This is a genomic window from Pseudomonas sp. IT-P171 (assembly GCF_949767765.1).
In the GTDB taxonomy this organism is placed as follows: Bacteria; Pseudomonadota; Gammaproteobacteria; order Pseudomonadales; family Pseudomonadaceae; genus Aquipseudomonas; species Aquipseudomonas fluorescens_B.
In genome coordinates this window covers 1-14,236 of the sequence record NZ_CATKQN010000005.1, presented here as the reverse complement: position 1 = coordinate 14,236, position 14,236 = coordinate 1, and the positions used below count along the sequence as shown (strand labels likewise).

15 protein-coding genes are annotated in these 14,236 nt (G+C 59.0%); 8 read left to right on the top strand and 7 right to left on the bottom strand.

Translation table 11 applies throughout. The features are described from left to right. From ACM6I5_RS04185 to ACM6I5_RS04165, 5 genes are all read right to left on the bottom strand, one after another. Window positions 1–1,074, bottom strand: a complete 1,074-nt coding sequence (locus ACM6I5_RS04185) for a flagellar basal body P-ring protein FlgI (protein ID WP_162491078.1) — start codon at window positions 1,072–1,074, stop codon at window positions 1–3. A 42-nt stretch (window positions 1,075–1,116) separates the two neighbouring features. Next, on the bottom strand, window positions 1,117–1,812 hold the full coding sequence (flgH, locus tag ACM6I5_RS04180; RefSeq protein WP_017337156.1) for a flagellar basal body L-ring protein FlgH: 696 nt from the start codon (window positions 1,810–1,812) through the stop codon (window positions 1,117–1,119). 52 nt (window positions 1,813–1,864) lie between these two features. Further along, window positions 1,865–2,650, bottom strand: a complete 786-nt coding sequence (flgG, locus tag ACM6I5_RS04175; protein ID WP_017337155.1) for a flagellar basal-body rod protein FlgG — start codon at window positions 2,648–2,650, stop codon at window positions 1,865–1,867. 45 nt (window positions 2,651–2,695) lie between these two features. Then, entirely contained in the window at window positions 2,696–3,436 is a 741-nt protein-coding gene (locus tag ACM6I5_RS04170; protein ID WP_017337154.1) for a flagellar basal body rod protein FlgF, read from the bottom strand. A 363-nt stretch (window positions 3,437–3,799) separates the two neighbouring features. Beyond that, entirely contained in the window at window positions 3,800–5,362 is a 1,563-nt protein-coding gene (locus ACM6I5_RS04165) for a sigma-54-dependent phenylalanine hydroxylase transcriptional regulator PhhR (protein ID WP_017337153.1), read from the bottom strand. A gap of 280 nt (window positions 5,363–5,642) precedes the next feature. Here ACM6I5_RS04165 and phhA point away from each other — a divergent pair, with 280 nt between their 5' ends. The 6 genes from phhA to ACM6I5_RS04135 all read left to right on the top strand — a co-directional run bounded on the left by phhA (window position 5,643) and on the right by ACM6I5_RS04135 (window position 10,116). Continuing rightward, complete coding sequence (gene phhA / locus ACM6I5_RS04160) at window positions 5,643–6,434, top strand: phenylalanine 4-monooxygenase (protein ID WP_017337152.1); 792 nt, start codon at window positions 5,643–5,645, stop codon at window positions 6,432–6,434. A gap of 104 nt (window positions 6,435–6,538) precedes the next feature. Next, on the top strand, window positions 6,539–6,895 hold the full coding sequence (locus ACM6I5_RS04155) for a 4a-hydroxytetrahydrobiopterin dehydratase (RefSeq protein WP_017337151.1): 357 nt from the start codon (window positions 6,539–6,541) through the stop codon (window positions 6,893–6,895). Next, on the top strand, window positions 6,895–8,088 hold the full coding sequence (locus ACM6I5_RS04150; protein WP_414883252.1) for an amino acid aminotransferase: 1,194 nt from the start codon (window positions 6,895–6,897) through the stop codon (window positions 8,086–8,088). Before ACM6I5_RS04155 ends, ACM6I5_RS04150 begins: the two co-directional genes overlap by 1 nt. A gap of 316 nt (window positions 8,089–8,404) precedes the next feature. Then, a complete protein-coding gene (locus tag ACM6I5_RS04145; RefSeq protein WP_017337149.1) occupies window positions 8,405–8,536 on the top strand; it encodes a hypothetical protein in 132 nt (43 codons plus the stop codon). Window positions 8,537–8,614: 78 nt separating this feature from the next. Continuing rightward, window positions 8,615–8,797 carry a hypothetical protein gene (locus tag ACM6I5_RS04140; protein WP_008030471.1) on the top strand — a complete coding sequence of 61 codons (183 nt, stop codon included), beginning with the start codon at window positions 8,615–8,617 and terminating at the stop codon, window positions 8,795–8,797. A gap of 104 nt (window positions 8,798–8,901) precedes the next feature. Beyond that, window positions 8,902–10,116 carry an MFS transporter gene (locus ACM6I5_RS04135; RefSeq protein ID WP_414883251.1) on the top strand — a complete coding sequence of 405 codons (1,215 nt, stop codon included), beginning with the start codon at window positions 8,902–8,904 and terminating at the stop codon, window positions 10,114–10,116. Here the strand turns inward: ACM6I5_RS04135 and arfB are convergent. Then, window positions 10,113–10,526 carry an alternative ribosome rescue aminoacyl-tRNA hydrolase ArfB gene (gene arfB, locus ACM6I5_RS04130; RefSeq protein WP_017337147.1) on the bottom strand — a complete coding sequence of 138 codons (414 nt, stop codon included), beginning with the start codon at window positions 10,524–10,526 and terminating at the stop codon, window positions 10,113–10,115. The genes ACM6I5_RS04135 and arfB overlap by 4 nt on opposite strands. 132 nt (window positions 10,527–10,658) lie before the next feature. Continuing rightward, a complete protein-coding gene (locus ACM6I5_RS04125; RefSeq protein ID WP_017337146.1) occupies window positions 10,659–12,071 on the bottom strand; it encodes an amino acid permease in 1,413 nt (470 codons plus the stop codon). An 895-nt stretch (window positions 12,072–12,966) separates the two neighbouring features. Here ACM6I5_RS04125 and ACM6I5_RS04120 point away from each other — a divergent pair. Next, entirely contained in the window at window positions 12,967–13,104 is a 138-nt protein-coding gene (locus ACM6I5_RS04120) for a hypothetical protein (protein WP_017337145.1), read from the top strand. A gap of 65 nt (window positions 13,105–13,169) precedes the next feature. Further along, window positions 13,170–14,135, top strand: coding sequence for a leucyl aminopeptidase (locus tag ACM6I5_RS04115; protein WP_414883250.1), 966 nt, complete (start codon window positions 13,170–13,172; stop codon window positions 14,133–14,135). The last annotated feature ends 101 nt before the right edge of the window (window positions 14,136–14,236 follow it).

Genomic DNA, 14,236 nt, shown 5'->3' with positions numbered 1-14,236 from the left:
TCAGATCACGATCAGGTCGGCTTGCAATGCGCCGGCCTGTTTCAGAGCTTCGAGGATGGCCATCAAGTCACCCGGTGCCGCGCCGACCTGGTTCACCGCACGTACGATCTCGTCGAGGGTGGTGCCCGGGCCGAACTTGAACATTGGCTTGGCTTCCTGTTGTGCATTGACCCGCGAGCGCGGCACGACCGCCGTTTGCCCATTGGACAAAGGACCGGGCTGGCTGACGATCGGGTCTTCGGTAATGGTCACGGTGAGGCTGCCGTGGGTGACTGCGGCCGGGGACACCTTGACGTTCTGACCGATCACGATGGTGCCAGTACGCGAGTTGATGATGACTTTCGCCACCGCCTGGCCTGGATCGACTTCGAGGTTTTCGAGGATCGACAGGTAGTCGACCCGCTGACTCGGATCCAGTGGCGCCGTGACGCGAATCGAACCGCCATCGATGGCCTGTGCGACGCCAGGGCCGAGCATGTCGTTGATCTTGTCGACGATGCGCTTGGCGGTGGTGAAGTCGGAACGGTTGAGGTTCAGGGTCAGGCTGTTGCCCTGGTTGAAACCGCTCGGCACTGAACGCTCCACCGATGCACCACCGGGGATGCGACCGGCCGACGGAACGTTGACGGTGATCTTCGACCCGTCGCGACCTTCAGCATCAAAACCGCCGACCACCAGGTTGCCCTGGGCGATCGCGTACACGTTGCCATCGATACCCTTGAGCGGCGTCAACAGCAAGGTGCCGCCCCGCAGGCTCTTGGAGTTACCAATGGAAGCAACAGTGATGTCCACCTGCTGACCGGGTTTGGCGAAGGCCGGCAAGTCGGCACTGATCGATACCGCCGCGACGTTTTTCAGCTGCACGTTGCCCGAACCCGGCGGCACCTTGATGCCGAACTGCGAGAGCATGTTGTTGAAGGTCTGCAGGGTGAACGGGGTTTGCGTCGTCTGGTCACCGGTGCCGTTAAGCCCGACCACCAGGCCGTAGCCGATCAATTGGTTGGAACGTACGCCGGAAATACTGGCGATGTCCTTCAGCCGCTCGGCTTGAGCGTTGAAGGCTGCCGACAACATCAGGGCCGCAACGATGAGACTTCTGAAATTCAACGTAGCCACCTAGAAAGGGAACAGCGGGCTGAGGAAGAAACGGTCGAACCAGCCTGGCTGACTCGCATCGGCAAACGAACCGGTGCCCGAGTAGGTGATGCGTGCATCGGCAATGCGGGTCGACGAAACCGTGTTGTCGGTGGCAATGTCGTCGGCCCGGACCAGGCCGGCAATCCGTACCAGCTCATCACCCGTATTGAGGGTCATCCACTTCTCGCCGCGCACGGCAATGATGCCGTTGGGCAAGACGTCGGCGACGGTCACGGTGATCGAACCGGTCAGGCTGTTGCCCTGCCCGGCCTTGCTGTCGCCCTTGGTCGCGCGGTCGCCGCTGTAGCCGGCGTCCAGCGTCAGATCACCGTCGCTGAGCGGGTTATTCGTGTTCGGTATCGCGCCGAACAGCGAGGACAGACCGATGCTGGCCTTGCTGTTCTTGCCGATTTGCGAGTTGGCGTTCTTACTGGCCTGGGTCTTCTCGTTCAGGGTGATGGTGATGATGTCACCGACCCGGAACGCCTTGCGGTCGCTGTACAGGTTCTGTTCAAAACCGGCCTGGTAGATCGAGCCGTTATTCGCGGCAGCCGGCAACGGCGTACGCGGCAACACCGGGGCGTAGTAAGGGTCATTGGGCTTGGGCGTCGGACCGACGCAACCCGCCAGCGCGGCGACTCCACTCAGTGCCAGAACAGATACAAAGCGATTCATGACCCTACCTCACGGTGTTGCAGGCGACCTCAGGGTCGCCTCATAGACTTGATTACAGATTCTGCGTTACGAACGAGAGCATCTGGTCGGCGGTGGAGATCACCTTGGAGTTCATCTCGTAGGCGCGCTGAGTGGTGATCATGTTGACCATCTCTTCAACCGTGCTGACGTTGGACGTTTCCAGGGTGTTCTGCAGCGTGGTGCCGAAACCTGCCAGGCCTGGCGTACCGACTTGCGGCGCGCCACTGGCGGCGGTTTCCAGGAACAGGTTGTTACCCACCGCTTGCAGGCCGGCCGGGTTGATGAAATCGGCGGTCTGCAGGTTGCCGATCACCTGGGACGCCGGGTTACCGGCAATGGTGATGGACACGGTGCCGTCGCGACCGACCGTGAAGGTCTGTGCGTCGTTCGGAATGACAATGGCCGGCTCCAGGGCGAAACCGCTGGCATTGACGATCTGGCCGTTGGAATCGAGGTGGAAGGTGCCGTCACGGGTGTAGGAAGTGGTGCCGTCCGGCTGCAGGATCTGGAAGAAACCGCGACCGTCGATGGCCATGTCCAACGGCTGCTCGGTGGTTTGCAGGCTACCGGCGTTGAAGTTTTTCTGGGTGCCGACGATGCGCACACCGGTACCCAATTGCAGGCCCGACGGCAGTTCGCTGTCCTGGGTCGACTGGGCGCCTGGCTGGCGTTTGATCTGGTACAGCAAGTCCTGGAACTCGGCACGGTCACGTTTGAAGCCCGTGGTCGACACGTTGGCCAGGTTGTTGGAAATGGTGGTCAGGTTGGTGTCCTGGGCGGACAGACCTGTTTTGGCAACCCATAGAGCCGGAAGCATTCGATTCTCCTCGTGCGCCTGTTTTACGGCGCGACGTTCTGATAATTAGCTGATCTGCAAGACCCGAGCCATGGCCTGGTCGTCGTCTTTGGCGGTGTTCATCATCTTGATGTGCAATTCGAATTGCTTGGCCAGGGCCAGAACAGACGTCATCTCTTCCACGGCATTGACGTTGCTCGACTCCAGGAACCCGGACACCAGTTTGACGTTGGCATCGGCTTGCGCCGGCTGACCGTCCTTGGTGTGGATCGAACCGTCCAGGCCCTTGGTCATGTTCTTGAAATCCGGATTGACCAGCTTGATGCGGTCGACTTCGGCCATCACGCGAGGGCCTTCACCCATCGCGCGAATGCTGACGGTGCCGTCCTCGCCGACTTCGATCTGCTGCTCGGGCGGCACGGAAATCGGTCCGCCGTTGCCCAACACCGGCATGCCGTTGCCGGCGCGCAATACGCCGAGGGCGTCAACGTTCAGGCTGCCGGTGCGCACGTAGCTTTCGCCGCCGTCCGGGTTCTGCACGGCGATCCAGCCATTGCCCTGCACCGCGACGTCGAGGTCGCGACCGGTTTCCACCAGGGCGCCCGCAGAGAAGTCGGTGGCCGGACGTTCGGACATGGCAAATGCTCGCGCCGGAAAGCTGTCACCGAACACCGGCATCGAACGCGCCTGCTCCAGGTCTTTCTGGAAACCGTTGGTGGAGATGTTCGCCAGGTTGTTCGCATGAGCCTTCTGCGCCAGTGCATTCTGGCTGGCGCCGGTCATTGCCACATAAAGGTACTTGTCCACACTCTTTCCTCTGCATGCCGGACGTTTGCCGCCCACCGCTGTACTGCTGAGCCATAAGCAATTTGCAGACCAACTTTTTTCTGGCGGCGCGGGGCCCGGCAAACAAAGGACTTGAGGGGTTCAGAGGGGAATGGGGGGATTGTGTCGAAGACGAAAAACCGGCGGTGTTATGCCGGTAAGTGGCAAGGGTCGGCCTTTCTGATGCACTCACCCTGTGGCGAGGGAGCTTGCTCCGGCTCGGACGCGCGGCGGCCGCAAAACCCTCGGCACTATCTGCCTGTCAGACCTCGGCCGTTCTTTTGGGGCTGCTGCGCAGCCCAGCGGGAGCAAGCTCCCTCGTCACAAAGAGCTGACGGTCTCTGCTCAGGCGCCAGGCTCTTTACCCACCTCATACTCACGCAACTTGTTGGCAATGGTGGTATGCGAAACCCCCAACCGCTTGCCCAGCTGCCGACTGCTCGGATGCTCGGAATACAAACGCTCCAGCACCGCTTTTTCAAAGCGCCCGACAATTGCATCCAGTCCGCCTTCGAGTGAAAAATCGCCAAGCGGCTGACGCACGCCATAGTCTGGCAGTCGAATATGTTCAGCCTTGACCGTCCCGCCTTCGCACAACGAAACCGCCTGGAACAACACGTTTTCCAACTGCCGGACATTGCCCGGCCAATGATAATGACTGAGCCGGTCCATGGCCGCCGGCGCCAGTTTCGGCAGCGGGCAACCGATTTGCCGACTGGCTTGATCAAGGAAATGCTCCACCAGCGGCGTCAAACCATCCAGGCATTCGCGCAGCGGCGGGATGTGCAGCGACAGTACGTTCAAGCGGTGATACAAATCCTGGCGAAACTCGCCTCGCGCGCACAACTCCGACAGATCGACCTGAGTCGCGCAGATCACTCGCACATCCAGGTAAACCTCTTCATCACTGCCTACGCGGCGGAAGCAACCGTCCTGCAGGAAGCGCAGCAATTTCACCTGCAAGCGCGGGCTCATTTCCCCCACGCCATCGAGAAACAGCGTTCCCCCCGCCGTCAGCTCCAGCAACCCCAGCTTGCCTTCGGCCCGCGCCCCTTCGAATGCACCGGGACCGTAGCCGAACAACTCGGTCTCGGCCATCGACTCCGGCAGACCGGCGCAGTTGAGCGCCATCAACGGCGACTGCCCCCGTGGACTGGCCAGGTGACAGGCCCGCGCCAGCAATTCTTTACCGGTGCCGGTTTCGCCTTCTATCAATAGCGGCGCGTCCAGTGGCGCCATGCGTCGTGCTTCGCGAACCACGGCGGCCATCACTTTTGAACTCTGGAAAATACTGTCGAACCCGCGCAGTTCCTGTTTGCGCACGTTGTAGATGCGCTCCCCTACCCGGTCGGCACGATGCAGCGTCAACACCGCGCCGGCCATGGCTTCGCTGTCGTCATGTTCCGATTGCAGCGGCGCGATGTCGGCCAGAAATACATCGCCCTTGACCTTGACCCGCAGCCCATTGATCCGCGATTTGTTGGCGCGCACCAGCTCCGGCAAATCGAAATCCTCGGCGTACCGCGATAACGGAATCCCCGGCACCTCATCCACCCTCACCCCGAGCAACTGCGCCGCTGCACGGTTGGCTGCGACGATCGAACCGCCCATGTCGATCGATAGCACCGGAAACTCCAGGGCGCCGAGCAACGCATTGAGTTCCATATGCCGACGCTCGCTGGGCATCAGTCCTACGCGCTTGACGCCAAAGACACCGGCAATCGACTCGAATTTCGGACGAAGCGCCTGGAACTGAATGTTGATCAGGTTCGGGCAATGCAAGTAGATCGCGTTGCCATGTTCGCCACCGACCTCGCCGCGAGCGACGTTGATCCCGTACTCGACCAGCAGGTTGAGAATGTCGCGCAGGATGCCGATGCGGTTCTGGCAGTGGACTTTGATACGCATATAAAGGCCCGAAACGTGAGTGATCGAGGCCCATTGCGGGAATTTTTCTGCGCAGGGGCCAACTTAGTCGTCAAGATTATGTGACACCTGTGAGCCTTTTCAAACCCGAAAATCTCAAGCGCTGCGCCATACCGGCCTTTCCGTAACGAAAACTTTACGAAATTCGACGAATTTTCCTACGCGCTATGGCGTTCATGGGCTGCCACATCGAAATTCCTGGGGTATTTCTAGGTCCATGGCAGGACATAACAAGAACGAAATCCCCTAGCAGGAGAGCAGCATGAAGCAGACGCAATACGTGGCTCGCGAGCCCGATGCGCAAGGTTTTATCGACTACCCCGCCGAAGAACACGCGGTGTGGAACACGCTGATCACTCGCCAACTGAAAGTGATCGAAGGGCGTGCGTGCCAGGAATACCTGGACGGTATCGAAAAACTCGGTCTGCCCCACGACCGCATTCCGCAACTCGGTGAGATCAACAAGGTCCTTGGCGAAACCACCGGCTGGCAAGTTGCCCGGGTTCCCGCACTGATTCCGTTCCAGACCTTTTTCGAATTGCTGGCGAACAAGCAGTTCCCGGTGGCGACGTTTATTCGTACCCGTGAGGAGCTGGATTACCTGCAAGAGCCGGACATTTTCCACGAGATTTTTGGTCATTGTCCGCTGCTGACCAACCCCTGGTTCGCCGAATTCACCCACACCTACGGCAAACTCGGCCTGCAGGCGTCCAAGGAAGAACGCGTTTACCTGGCGCGTCTGTACTGGATGACCATCGAGTTCGGCCTGGTCGATACCCCGCAAGGCCAACGCATCTATGGCGGCGGCATTCTCTCCTCGCCGAAAGAAACCGTTTACTGCCTGTCGGACGAACCTGAGCATCAGCCGTTCGATCCACTGGAATGCATGCGTACGCCGTATCGCATCGACATCCTGCAACCGCTGTACTTTGTCCTGCCGAACCTCAAGCGCCTATTCGATCTTGCCCACGAAGACATCATGGGCATGGTCAAGCAAGGCATGCAGCTGGGCTTGCACGCCCCGAAATTTCCGCCCAAACCAAAAGCCGCGTGATCCGTAGCTTTTAGAATCAAGTGAGCCTGTCAGGAACCCACGCTTTGGTTTAGCGTGGTGACACTGACGGCCGATTTCCAATCATTCGATTTCAGGAACACACCATGTCCACATTGAACCAAGCCCATTGCGAAGCCTGCCGCGCCGACGCCCCCCAGGTCAGCGACGAAGAACTGCCGGTATTGATCAAGCAGATCCCTGACTGGAACATCGAAGTTCGCGACAGCATCATGCAGCTGGAAAAGGTTTTCCTGTTCAAGAACTTCAAGCACGCCCTGGCGTTCACCAACGCGGTCGGGGAAATCTCCGAGGCCGAAGGTCACCACCCGGGCCTGCTGACCGAGTGGGGCAAAGTCACCGTGACCTGGTGGAGCCACTCCATCAAGGGCCTGCACCGCAACGATTTCATCATGGCCGCGCGCACTGACGAAGTGGCCAAGGACGCCGAGGGCCGCAAATAATGCATTTCGACGCCATAGGTCGAGTACCCGGCGACCCGATTCTCGGCCTGATGGAGGCCTATGCGCAGGACCCGAACCCGCGCAAATTCGACCTTGGCGTGGGCGTCTACAAGGACGCCTTCGGCCTGACGCCGATTCCCCAGGCCGTGAAGCTCGCCGAGCAGCGCCTGGTGGATCGCCAGACCACCAAGACTTACATCGGCGGTCACGGCGAACCGGCATTCGGCAAGGTCATCAATGAGTTGGTGCTCGGCGCTGACTCTGCACTGATCGCCGAACAACGGGCCGGCGTTACCCAGACGCCGGGGGGCACCGGCGCGTTGCGCTTGAGCGCGGATTTCATCGCCCAGTGCCTGCCGGGGCGCGGCGTGTGGCTGAGCAACCCGACCTGGCCAATTCACGAAACCATTTTCGCCACGGCCGGGGTCAAGGTTAATCATTACCCTTATGTCGGCAGCGATAACCGCCTCGATGTTGAAGCGATGCTGGCGGTGCTCAATGACGCGCCGAAAGGCGATGTGGTTTTGTTGCACGCCTGCTGCCACAACCCGACCGGGTTCGATCTGTCCCATGACGACTGGCGCCGGGTGCTGGACGTGGTGCGCGATCGTGATCTGGTGCCGCTGATCGACTTCGCCTACCAGGGCTTCGGCGATGGATTGGAACAGGATGCGTGGTCGACCCGTTTGTTTGCTGCCGAGTTGCCGGAAGTACTGATCACCAGTTCCTGCTCGAAGAACTTCGGGCTGTACCGGGATCGCACGGGGGCGCTGATAGTTTGCGCGAAAACCGCTGAAAAACTGGTGGATATTCGCAGCCAACTGGCCAACATCGCCCGCAACCTGTGGTCGACGCCGCCGGATCATGGCGCTGCCGTAGTGGCGACGATTCTTGGCGATCCGGAGCTGAAAAGCCTGTGGGCCGATGAAGTGGAAGCCATGCGCTTGCGTATCGCGCAACTGCGCAGCGGTCTGGTTGAAGCGCTGGAGCCGCATGGTTTGCGTGAGCGTTTTGCGCATATTGGTGTGCAACGCGGGATGTTTTCCTACACCGGCCTGTCGCCGGATCAGGTTAAACAGCTGCGCGATCATCACAGCGTTTACATGGTCGGTAACGGCCGGGCGAACGTGGCGGGGATTGATGCGACGCGTCTGGATCTGCTGGCTGAGGCTATCGCCGACGTCTGCAAGTAATGTGAAACAATGGCCGGCTCCCCTGTGGCGAGGGAGCTTGCTCCCGCTGGGCTGCGAAGCGGCCCCATGCAGGCAATGAGTTTTTACCGATGAACCGCGTTTGCATTCCTTGCGACCGCTGAGCGTTCGAGCGGGGGCAAGCTCCCTCGCCACATTGGTTTCGCGAATCTGGTCCACACCTGTCTAGACAATCCCACCCGTCGCAACAAATGGATATAAAAGTCTATTTGTCATTTCTGCTGCTGTATCCTGCCCAGGCTTTTTAAAAGCGCGGATCTACCAGATCTATCAACAGACTTTGCGAGGAGCGCGAAACATGCACGAGATCCCTAATCTCCCCTTCCCAAGCCTGCACGAAACTGAGCAGACAACCCCGCAGCAAGCCGGTGCCCAACAGCCCGAGCCGAAAGAAGCCACTGAACGCCGCCAGGCCGACAGCGAAGACTGAAACACCCGCAATGCCAGACCGTGTGGAAAGCGCTAACATGCGCTTTCCACACCGCCTGAACCCTTGAGTTGCACAACCATGACCGATGACTTCAGTGAGACCCAGGCCAGCGTCCTGATCGGCACCGCCGAGAAGATGATCGAGATCTGGAATCGCCTTTCCCCCGAGAAACAAGCGGCGTTGCTCGCCCGATTCGGCAGCGAAGAAAATGCCCTGGCCGCCTTGGTCACCACGCAACTGGTCGCTCCCGCCAAGCCCTGAAACACCCCATCCGGCAAATAGTTTTACTTTTCCACGCCTCGCGGCCGCTCGCGCCGCTATCATAAGCAGCCTATCTATCCTGCTTTCCCCGTGGACCTTTACCCATGTCTGAAAAACAGCGCCCCCTGGCGGTCACGCTGCAAGTTGTTTCCATCGTCCTCTTTACCTTTATCGGCTACCTCAATATCGGCATTCCCCTGGCTGTGTTGCCGGGCTACGTCCACAGCGAACTCGGCTTCGGCGCGGTGGTCGCGGGGCTGGTGATCAGCGTGCAATACCTGGCCACTCTGCTCAGCCGTCCTTACGCCGGGAAAATCATCGATAACAAGGGCAGCAAACTGGCGGTGATGTATGGCCTGGCCGGTTGCGGTTTGAGTGGTGTGTTCATGCTGGTTTCAGCCTGGACCCAAAGCCTGCCGGTGTTGAGTCTGATCAGCCTGCTGATCGGTCGTCTGGTGCTTGGCAGCGCGGAAAGCCTGGTGGGTTCCGGTTCGATTGGCTGGGGCATCGGCCGGGTCGGTGCAGCGAACACGGCTAAAGTCATCTCCTGGAACGGCATCGCCAGTTATGGCGCGTTGGCCGTCGGTGCACCGCTGGGGGTGTTGTTGGTGAGCCAGTTGGGTTTGTGGAGCATGGGCGTCAGCATCATGTTGCTGGCCGTCCTGGGCCTGGCGCTGGCCTGGCCGAAGACCGCAGCCCCCATTGTGGTTGGTGAGCGCCTGCCGTTCATGCATGTGCTGGGGCGCGTGCTGCCGCATGGTTGCGGTCTGGCGCTGGGTTCCATCGGTTTCGGCACCATCGCAACGTTCATCACCCTGTATTACGCCACGCAACACTGGGACAACGCGGTGCTGTGCCTGAGCCTGTTCGGCGCCAGTTTCATCGGCGCGCGACTGCTGTTCGGCAACCTGATCAACCGTCTCGGCGGGTTTCGCGTGGCGATTGCCTGCCTGTCGGTGGAAACCCTGGGGCTGTTGCTCCTGTGGCTGGCGCCGGATGCGCATTGGGCACTGGCGGGTGCGGCGCTGAGTGGCTTTGGTTTTTCGCTGGTGTTCCCCGCACTCGGGGTGGAAGCGGTCAATCTGGTGCCAGCGTCGAGCCGTGGTGCGGCGGTCGGGGCGTATTCGCTGTTCATTGATTTGTCACTGGGGATTACCGGGCCGTTGGCGGGTGCGATTGCGGCAGATTTCGGCTTTGCCTCGATCTTCCTTTTCGCCGCACTCGCCGCCCTGAGCGGTTTGGCCCTGAGTGTTTACTTGTACCGGCAAGCCCCCAAGCACCTTAATGAAAAGCACCGCGAAGAAAGAGCAGCGCGCTAGAAATCGACCTTGCCGCGCCCGGCCTTGATACTGCCGCGCTTGGTCTTGGATTCGAGCCGACGCTTTTTCGAGCCCAGGGTCGGTTTGGTCGGACGACGTTTCTTTTCGACCTTGGTGGCGCTGAGGATCAACTCGATCAGCCGCTCCAGCGCATCGGCGCGATTGGCTTCCTGCGTCCGGTATTGCTGAGCCTTGATGATCAACACCCCTTCGCTGGTGATGCGACTGTCCCGCAGCGCCAGCAGCCGTTCCTTGTAGAACTCGGGCAAGGACGAGGCCGGGATGTCGAAGCGCAAGTGCACAGCGCTGGAGACCTTGTTGACGTTCTGCCCACCGGCGCCCTGGGCGCGAATGGCTGTCAATTCGATCTCGGCATCCGGCAGATGCACGTTGTTGGAAATCACCAGCATGGAAAAGCGTCCGGGTTGAGGTCTTTCAGGATACCGCGAATGAATGGCAAGAACGCGCTCCCACAGGGCTTTGTGTAGGCCGAAAAAGACAAACCCGGCACATGGCCGGGTTTGTCGTTTCTGCGCGCTGCGCTATTTCACTGCAGCCTGCAACGCATGCTGGGCACTGCGCTTGTTCTTGATGCCGTAGCAAACCCACATGAACGCAACCCACACCGGAATCGCATACACCGAGATCTGAATGCCCGGGATCAACAGCATCACGCCGAGGATGAACACCACGAACGCCAGGCAGATGTAGTTCCCGTACGGGTACCACAGGGCCTTGAACAGCGGCGTTTGCCTGGTCCTGTTCATGTGCTGGCGGAACTTGAAGTGCGAATAGCTGATCATCGCCCAGTTGATGACCAACGTGGCCACCACCAGCGACATCAACAGCTCCAGCGCATTTTGCGGGATCAGGTAGTTCAGCAGCACTGCAATCAGCGTCACGGCAGCCGAGGCAAGGATCGAACGCACCGGCACGCCGCGCTTGTCGATTTTCGCCAGGGCTTTCGGCGCATCGCCTTGCTCGGCCATGCCCAGCAACATGCGGCTGTTGCAATAGGTGCCGCTGTTGTACACCGACAGCGCCGCAGTCAGGACCACAAAGTTGAGGATGTGCGCCGCGGTGTTGCTGCCGAGCATCGAGAACACTTGCACGAACGGGCTGCCGCTATAGGAATCACCGGACGCGTTCAGGGTCGCCAGCAGACTGTCCCAAGGCGTCAGCGACAGCAGAATGACCAGCGCACCGATGTAGAAAATCAGGATCCGGTAGATCACCTGGTTAATCGCTTTCGGAATCACGGTTTTCGGCTTGTCGGCTTCCGCTGCGGTGAAACCGAGCATTTCCAGGCCGCCGAAGCTGAACATGATGATCGCCATGGCCATCACCAGACCGCTGACGCCGTTCGGGAAGAAACCGCCGTGGGACCACAGGTTGGTCACCGAGGCTTCCGGACCGCCGTGACCGCTGACCAGCAAGTAGCTGCCCAGGGCAATCATGCCGACGATCGCCACCACCTTGATGATCGCGAACCAGAACTCCGCCTCACCAAAGACTTTGACGTTGGCCAGGTTGATCAGGTTGATCAGGACGAAGAATCCGGCAGCCGAAACCCAGGTCGGGATCTCCGGTGCCCAGTAGTGAATGTACTTGCCGACCGCAGTCAGCTCTGACATGCCCACCAGAATGTACAGAATCCAGCAGTTCCAGCCCGACAGGAAACCGGCGAAACCACCCCAGTATTTGTGCGCAAAATGGCTGAAGGAACCGGCCACCGGCTCTTCGACGATCATTTCGCCGAGCTGGCGCATGATCATGAAGGCAATGAAGCCGCAGATGGCGTAGCCGAGGATCATCGACGGGCCAGCGGATTTGAGTACACCGGCCGAGCCGAGGAACAGGCCGGTACCAATCGCGCCACCGAGGGCGATCAGTTGAATATGACGATTCTTCAGGCCGCGTTTCAGCTCGCCTGAATGCGAGTTTTGTCCACTCATGAAAAGGGTCTCACGCAAGGTTTGATGATGTTCAGTAGACGTTGCTGCTCGGTTGCAACTTTAAGCAGCGCCGATCAAACCCCAGCGCAGGCACCAGGAGTTCAGCGTATTTACAACGGTCATGCGTCACCTGTTTGTTTTTATCTGTGACGAAATCGAACCCGACACGCTCGTGACGTGGCGGAGTGAACAAGGCGGATAGCCTTGAGGTTTGCGCAGCTGCGCAGGAGGTCACAGGTAAAACGCGGCGCATTGTACACCGCCAACCCCCTGCTGCCAGACCCGCTGGATCAGCGTGTCGGTTGCCGGGATTGCCTGTGTCCGCCTCGAGGGTCTCGGGCGGCTGCAAAAAATGAGTCAGACCTTTGCGGGTCATGGGCGTGAACGATGGAAAAACCGTCCCACGGGAAGAGATGGAGATCAGTCACGGCGTACATTGCGCCTCCTTCTTGTTATGCACCTGCACGACAGGCATGGCGCGCATCTCACCCTTCCAGCGCCGCTGAAACAAGCGCGCCAGAGCCTTTTGCGGGGATCAATCGGCGTGCTGGCGGCAGGTTTTCCTTACACCTATCCCGAAGACGCGAATCCATGGGATTCAGCGCGCAATTTCGTCAGCATTCCTTTACATGCCGTAACGAAACTTTGCCAAATCAGACATAACTGTAGGACGACTGCAAATTGACGATAGGAAGCTTCCTAAGGAAAAAGCCTGCTTAGTTTTTTGTTTTCTATTAATAAATTTCTATTTAAAAAACAGAACAAAAAGTTCAATTAAATCTTATTTAATTATTTTTTTGCGTTTCAAAAACCGGTGAACTAGGTTTTCAGCGACTTGCCGAGCCGCCTCGACTGGCAAGTTGTTCTTACTCAAAAGTCATCTAGGAGATTCACCATGCAAGCAATGGAAAAAGACCTGGAAACTGAACTGCAACTGGACGATTGGTTTGAAGCACCGACCCATGAAGCCGCCGTTGAAATGATGCAAGCCGACGCGGTAGTTCCGTTCGGCACGGCGATGTGGCCTCTGTAAGTCATCCCGGCAGGCACGGTCCGGCCGGTTGTGCCTGCCACTTTCGGTTTGTCAGGGAGGACTACATGGATAAGCCACGCGCCATTTCGCATTTCCTTTACTACCTCGAACATCACCCGGCCCTTGCCAGCCTCAATCCGGCGAAGGTCTTGCTGGGCCACACCGCTGATTACGCAGCACTGACCGGCGCCATTGCCGAACAGGCATCCGACAGCCAGCCATTTCGCTTCAGCTCGCTGCGACTGGATCTCGAACCCGCGGATTTGCTGGCCCAGGCCATTATCGACAGCGATCTGTACATTTTTTTCTACGACTCCTCCACCCTGCCGAATCCACGCCCCGACGGCCCGGACTTTGTCCGCGCCCTGCAAGGCGTGATGGCCGAGAACTGGAGGAAGTCTCTGCTGTTCAAGGATTACGGTGAATACTTCTACGACACGTTCAGTGTCACCCCGCAGCGCATTGCCGGACTGAACAGCCATTTGATCCAGCGCATGTCCCACGCAACAACGTTAAGTTTCAAGGATGACCACGGCTCCTGGTTTGAAACACCATTGAGCAGTATCAAGAAGTGGACTGACATCAATGGTGTCGGCAACTTTGATCTGGCACCCGGTGAAATTGCCACCCACAGCGAAGCCATTAATGGCCGGGTTAAGTTCATGGGGACATTTCTCAGTACTATTCCGTTTGCGCGCAAATATGGAGTATTGGCGTCACCGCTGGAGTTATGGATCGAGAACTCGACCATCGGCAGAATTGCGACTGAAGTGCCGGGACTGGAACACGATTTCAACAAGTACCTGGACGCCAATCCGTCGAATCGGCGGATCGAGGAGCTGGGGATCGGCACCAATGAAGGGATCAAGGCGTTGTATGCGCGCAATGCCGGATTTGAGGAACGCCATTGCGGGCTGCATCTGGGGTTGGGGGGGGGAGCGAAGGGTAGCCATCATCTGGATCTGATCTTCTCCAATGGCGTGTTGGCGCTGGATGATAAGCCGCTGTTTGATGGACGGTTTGTGTTCTAACCCCCCCTGTGACAAGGGAGCCTGGAGCCGCTGCGCGACTCAGCGGGAGCAAGCTCCCTCGCCACAGGTTACCTGCACTTTGAAGACCGGTTATTGCCAGA

What these genes read in the sequence shown, in the direction of transcription:
- ACM6I5_RS04185 (WP_162491078.1), bottom strand. Translation starts at nt 1,074, where the DNA reads ATGTTGTCGGCAGCCTTCAACGCTCAAGCCGAGCGGCTGAAGGACATC.
- flgH (WP_017337156.1), bottom strand. Translation starts at nt 1,812, where the DNA reads ATGAATCGCTTTGTATCTGTTCTGGCACTGAGTGGAGTCGCCGCGCTG.
- flgG (WP_017337155.1), bottom strand. Translation starts at nt 2,650, where the DNA reads ATGCTTCCGGCTCTATGGGTTGCCAAAACAGGTCTGTCCGCCCAGGAC.
- ACM6I5_RS04165 (WP_017337153.1), bottom strand. Translation starts at nt 5,362, where the DNA reads ATGCGTATCAAAGTCCACTGCCAGAACCGCATCGGCATCCTGCGCGAC.
- phhA (WP_017337152.1), top strand. Translation starts at nt 5,643, where the DNA reads ATGAAGCAGACGCAATACGTGGCTCGCGAGCCCGATGCGCAAGGTTTT.
- ACM6I5_RS04155 (WP_017337151.1), top strand. Translation starts at nt 6,539, where the DNA reads ATGTCCACATTGAACCAAGCCCATTGCGAAGCCTGCCGCGCCGACGCC.
- ACM6I5_RS04150 (WP_414883252.1), top strand. Translation starts at nt 6,895, where the DNA reads ATGCATTTCGACGCCATAGGTCGAGTACCCGGCGACCCGATTCTCGGC.
- ACM6I5_RS04145 (WP_017337149.1), top strand. Translation starts at nt 8,405, where the DNA reads ATGCACGAGATCCCTAATCTCCCCTTCCCAAGCCTGCACGAAACTGAG.
- ACM6I5_RS04140 (WP_008030471.1), top strand. Translation starts at nt 8,615, where the DNA reads ATGACCGATGACTTCAGTGAGACCCAGGCCAGCGTCCTGATCGGCACC.
- ACM6I5_RS04135 (WP_414883251.1), top strand. Translation starts at nt 8,902, where the DNA reads ATGTCTGAAAAACAGCGCCCCCTGGCGGTCACGCTGCAAGTTGTTTCC.
- arfB (WP_017337147.1), bottom strand. Translation starts at nt 10,526, where the DNA reads ATGCTGGTGATTTCCAACAACGTGCATCTGCCGGATGCCGAGATCGAA.
- ACM6I5_RS04125 (WP_017337146.1), bottom strand. Translation starts at nt 12,071, where the DNA reads ATGAGTGGACAAAACTCGCATTCAGGCGAGCTGAAACGCGGCCTGAAG.
- ACM6I5_RS04120 (WP_017337145.1), top strand. Translation starts at nt 12,967, where the DNA reads ATGCAAGCAATGGAAAAAGACCTGGAAACTGAACTGCAACTGGACGAT.
- ACM6I5_RS04115 (WP_414883250.1), top strand. Translation starts at nt 13,170, where the DNA reads ATGGATAAGCCACGCGCCATTTCGCATTTCCTTTACTACCTCGAACAT.